Raw genomic sequence first — 4687 nt, 5'->3', positions numbered from 1 at the left:
CGGCCAAACACATCCACCCACCCGGGCAGTTCGCTCGCCGGGCCGCCGGTTTTCGGGGTGGTCGGCCGGTCAAGCACCTCCACCCACCCGGGCGGGGCGTAGCCGGGCTGGGTGAGTGGAGTGGCCGGGTCTGCGGTTCGTGGGGCGGCTGGTTGCCGCTGCGCCGGTGGGGTTCGGGGAGTGTGATCTTGGCGGCACGATCCGGTGCGGGTGTGTGACCTCGGTGTGAGGTTGTGCCGTGGCGGGTTCGGCCGATCGGTGGCCGTGTCGGGTGCGGGTGGGTGCGCGGGCGCGGGCTGTGGTTTGATCGCGCCCAGGTGTCCGGTGGAGTCGGGGCGAGGACCCGGCCGCGTGACCTCAGATCTGGCGGAGGCGAACGATGAGCAGCCCCTACGGGCCGTCCGGTGGGCAGGACCCCCAGCAGCAGTGGGGGCAGCAGCCCTACGGGGGCGGCAACCCGCCGGGCACCCCGTCCGGCGGATTCCCCCAGCAGGGCGGCGGGTACCCGCAGCAGCCGGGGCAGTCGCCGTACCCGCCTGAGCAGGGGCAGTACGGCTACCAGCAGCAGCCGCAGCAGCCCTACCAGCCCACGCAGCAGCAGCCCCAGACCGGGCAGCAGCCGGGTCAGCAGTACCCGGGGGCGCAGCAGTCGGGGTACGGGCCGCCGACGGGGCAGCAGCCGCAGTTCGGCGGGTACAACCCGAACCAGCCCCAGGGTGGGATGCCCCCGGGGTACCCGGGCGCGCCCGCGGAGAAGAAGGGCGGCGGGGCCGGGATCTGGATCGCGGTGGTGGCCGTCGTGCTGGTGGCCGGTGTGGTGGCGGTGCTGGCGTTCGTCACCCCCGGGTTCGCCAACACCAAGGTGTTCGACCAGAACGCGGTGCAGGACGGGGTGAAGTCGATCCTGACCGGCAAGTACTCCGTGGAGAACGTCGAGTCGGTGTCGTGCCCGGCCGACCAGGAGGTCAAGAAGGACGCCCGGTTCACCTGCGACGTGACCATCGGCGGCGAGCAGAAGAAGGTCAACATCACCGTGCGCTCCGACGAGGGCGAATACGAGGTCGCCCCGCCGTCCGACGGCTGAGCGGTTCTCCCCGCCGAGGGCGCGCGACCGGAATTCCGGTCGCGCGCCCTCGGCGCGTCCGGGCAGGATCGGGGGTGTGACTGACGTGGAGATCCGCACCCTGGCCGACGACGAGCTGCGCACGGCGCAAACCCTGTTCATGCGGTCGCTGCACCGGCCGCCGGTGACCGACGAGCAGTGGGAGCTGGTGGGTCGGTCGTTCGAACCGGGGCGCACGTGGGGGGCGTTCGCGGGCGACGTGCTGGCCGGGACGGCGCTGTCGTGGGCCTCGAAGCTGCGGGTGCCCGGCGGGCAGGTGCGCGGGTTGGCCGCGGTGACCAGGGTCGGGGTGCGGGCGGACCACCGGCGGCGCGGGGTGCTGACCGGGTTGATGCGCGCGCAGCTCGCGGAGGTGGCCGCGCGGGGCGAGGTGTTCGCGGGCCTGCGCGCCACCGAGCCGGTGATCTACGGGCGGTTCGGGTACGGGGTGGCCACCCGGTTCCACACGGTGACCGTCGCCCGCGACCGGGCGGTGTTCCACCCGGGCCTGCCCGCGACCGGCGAGGTGCGGCTGCTCGACACCGACCGGGCGCTGGAGGTCCTGCCCGACCTCTACGAGCGGATCGTTCGAGCGCGGGTGGGATCGATGGCCCGCCCGGACGCGCTGTGGCGCACCAGCTTCGGGTGGCCCATCGGAACCGGGCACGACCCCCGGATCGCGGTCCACACCGGGCCGGACGGGGACGAGGGGTACGCGGTGTTCGCCGCCCGCCGCCCCGACGCGGGCAACGCCACCCTGGAGGTCGACGACCTGCAGGGGTCGAGCCCGGCGGCGGTGGCGGCCCTGTGGCGCTTCCTGCTCTCGATCGACCTGGTCGACGAGGTCAAGGTCCTGTCCCGCCCGGTGGACGAGCCGGTGGAGGCCATGTTCGTCGACCAGCGGGCGGTGAGCAAGGTCGTCCCCATGAACGACCTGTGGCTGCGCGTGGTCGACGTCCCGGAGGCCCTGGCCGCCCGCTCGTGGGGAGGCCCCCTGACCCTGGAAGTCCGCGACGCGCTCCTGCCCGGCAACACCGGGGTCTACCGGGTGTCGGAGTCCGGTGTGGACCGGGTGGACGCCGAACCGGAGTTGTCGGTGGACGTGGACGTGTTGGCGCAGCTCTACTTCGGCCGGTGGACCGTGTCCGCCCTGGCCGGTGTCAACCGCCTCCGAGTCGCCAACCCAGAGGCGGCAGCCCGCGCCGATGCCGCGTTCGCCCTGCCCGCGACGGCCTGGACCGGCACGTTCTTCTGAGGCGTGCTGGCCTCCCGGGAACCGGGAGGCCAGCACTGTCCACTCAGGTTCTACTTGACGGCGACGATCCACACATTCGCGTTGTCCGAAGACATCACCGCTCGGTCGACACCGCTCTGCAGCACCGTCGGCGGGGTCACGGAATACAGATCGTTGAGTCGGACGACTTCGAGGCCCCCATTGGTGTGGGTGACCGCGGCATAGGTCGCCCCGATGGCGACGGCCCGCACGTTGACGCCGAACGTCGCGGGCATCGACCGGATCGTGGTGGTCGAAGCGTCCCACACGAAGGCATGGCCATCCGCGGACATGGCGATGTGGGAGAGCCACCCGGCGCCGATGGCGGTGATCGGTAGGCCCACCGTGTTCGGCACCGGCTTCCACGCGTTGTAGAGCCAGTCGACCACCGAGCCGTCATTCTTGAGCATGACCAGGTGGTACTGGCTCGCCGAGATGGCCTTGACGTTGCCTGCGGACGGCTGGGTGGTGCCCTGGCCCCACGTCACGACGGTGCCGTCGGACTTGAGCGCGGCGCTGAACTGGCCGCCCGCCGCGATCCCCACGACCCCGGAAGTGGCTGCTGCGGGCACGGTGGCTTCCCCGGTCGTGTTGTTGCCCCAGGCGATCACCCCGCCGTTCTTGAGCGCCAAGCTGTGCCCGGTGCCCGCAGCCACCTTGGTCACCCCGGTGGTGGCCGTTGCGGGCACGGTGCTCTGGCCTGAATCGTTGCGCCCCCACGCGAGGACACCACCGTTCTTCACCGCCAAGGCGTGCGAGAAGCCTGCTGAGATATCTGTGGCGCCCGAGGCCAGGGTCGAGGGTACGTTCGCCTGCCCGTAGGTGTTGTCCCCGGCCCAACTGACGGTGTAGCCGGTGTAGGCGTGCGCGACACCCGGTGCGAGCAGCGCGGAGGCCAGCACCGCGCCGGTCATGGTCAGCACGGCGCGGCGGGTCAGTCGGGTGAAGCGGGTTCTGGGCAGGCCGAAGCCGCCCACAGTTCTCGACATATGATGCCCCAGGGTGGATGCGCGCCCAATCCCCAGCGATGGGCGCTTGCCCGACCCAATCTAGCCATCCACCGAACCCGCGCACTCCACCGAACCGGTGAGCTTCGGGTGAAGCCGGCCGGTCGCCGAAACCCGATGTCTACTGTGGAGTGATCGCTTTCAGTAGGCGGTCCACCGCGCTGCCCAGGCCCCAGCGCTCCTGCAACGCCCGGACCCGGTCCACGTCCGCCACCGCGTGCGGCAGGACCGGGTCGCCGGTGTGGGCGCACTCGGCGTCGGTGGCGACCGCGACCACCACGGGGGCCTTGGCCAGGTAGTCGGCGTCGTGCTCGAAGGCGGTGCGGACTCGGGGTGGCACGTCCTTCGAGCCTGCGGCGGCGGCGTCGACCAGGGCCTGGAGGCTGCCGAACCTGGTGATCAGCTTGGCGGCGGTCTTCTCGCCGATGCCGGTGATGCCGGGCAGGCCGTCGGACGGGTCGCCGCGCAGGACGGCCATGTCGGCGTAGGCGGGGCCGTGGGCGGGCAGGCCGTAGCGGGCGGCGAGTTCGGCCGGGCCGATGACCTCGGCCTTCGACCAGCCTCGGCCGACGTAGACCACCCGGACCGGGGTGGGGGTGTCGCGGACGCACTGGAACAGGTCGCGGTCACCGGTGATGATCTCCACCGGGGCCTCGGCCTCGGCGTGGGCGAGGGTGCCGATGACGTCGTCGGCCTCGTACCCGGCGGCCCCGGCGGTGGCGATGCCCAGGGCGTCGAGCAGGTCCAGGATGATCGGGACCTGCGGGGTCAGCGTGTCGGGCACCTCTTCGGCGTTCACGGCCGGGTCGGCCACCCGCTGCGCCTTGTAGCTGGGGATCGCCGCCACCCGGAAGGCCGGGCGCCAGTCCGCGTCCAGGCACGCCACCAGCCGCGACGGTCGCCGCTCGGTCACGACCTGGGCGATCATCCCGGCGAAGCCGCGCACCGCGTTGACCGGCACACCGTCGGGGGAGGTCATCGACTCCGGCAGGGCGTAGAACGACCGGAAGTACAGGCTCGCCGAGTCCAGCAGCACAAGGGGTCCACTCACGCGGCGAGCCTCCCACATCGGACCGACAACCGGCGTGGGCGGATCTCGTGGCTGGTCACGCGGTTCCGCGTTCGGCTTTGTTTCGAGAGCCGGGACTTGCTTGAGGGTGCTGCGGGGGATTCGCTTGCTGTTTTTTTCGAGCCCGGGGCTTTGGTGCGCCCGGATGGATGGATGTGCCTGGCGTGTTTTCGAGCCCGGGGTTTTTGTGGGTGTGCCCGGCTGGGTGGATGTGTTTGGCCGGGGCCCCTATGGCG

General features: G+C 71.7%; 4 protein-coding genes. 2 read left to right on the top strand and 2 right to left on the bottom strand.

Annotated features, from left to right (window positions below):
• The first annotated feature begins 379 nt into the window (after window positions 1-379).
• Entirely contained in the window at window positions 380-1084 is a 705-nt protein-coding gene (locus UO65_RS27615) for a DUF4333 domain-containing protein (RefSeq protein ID WP_035288211.1), read from the top strand.
• 76 nt (window positions 1085-1160) lie between these two features.
• Complete coding sequence (locus UO65_RS27610) at window positions 1161-2357, top strand: GNAT family N-acetyltransferase (protein WP_035288209.1); 1197 nt, start codon at window positions 1161-1163, stop codon at window positions 2355-2357.
• 50 nt (window positions 2358-2407) lie between these two features.
• On the opposite strand, the gene UO65_RS27605 is transcribed toward UO65_RS27610, so the two are convergent.
• Together UO65_RS27605 and UO65_RS27600 are read right to left on the bottom strand one after the other, a co-directional pair.
• A complete protein-coding gene (locus UO65_RS27605; protein WP_161784526.1) occupies window positions 2408-3289 on the bottom strand; it encodes an RCC1 domain-containing protein in 882 nt (293 codons plus the stop codon).
• Between the two features lie 214 nt (window positions 3290-3503).
• Complete coding sequence (locus tag UO65_RS27600) at window positions 3504-4433, bottom strand: 5'-3' exonuclease (protein ID WP_035288207.1); 930 nt, start codon at window positions 4431-4433, stop codon at window positions 3504-3506.
• Window positions 4434-4687: the final 254 nt, after the last annotated feature.

This window comes from Actinokineospora spheciospongiae (assembly GCF_000564855.1).
Classification (GTDB): domain Bacteria; phylum Actinomycetota; class Actinomycetes; order Mycobacteriales; family Pseudonocardiaceae; genus Actinokineospora; species Actinokineospora spheciospongiae.
Note: the sequence above shows the minus strand (reverse complement) of the source record. Positions and strands in the feature narration are given on the sequence as shown.

Bases quoted from the DNA above. Each gene is read 5' to 3' on its own strand.
- UO65_RS27615 (WP_035288211.1), top strand. From the start codon at position 380: ATGAGCAGCCCCTACGGGCCGTCCGGTGGGCAGGACCCCCAGCAGCAG.
- UO65_RS27605 (WP_161784526.1), bottom strand. From the start codon at position 3,289: ATGACCGGCGCGGTGCTGGCCTCCGCGCTGCTCGCACCGGGTGTCGCG.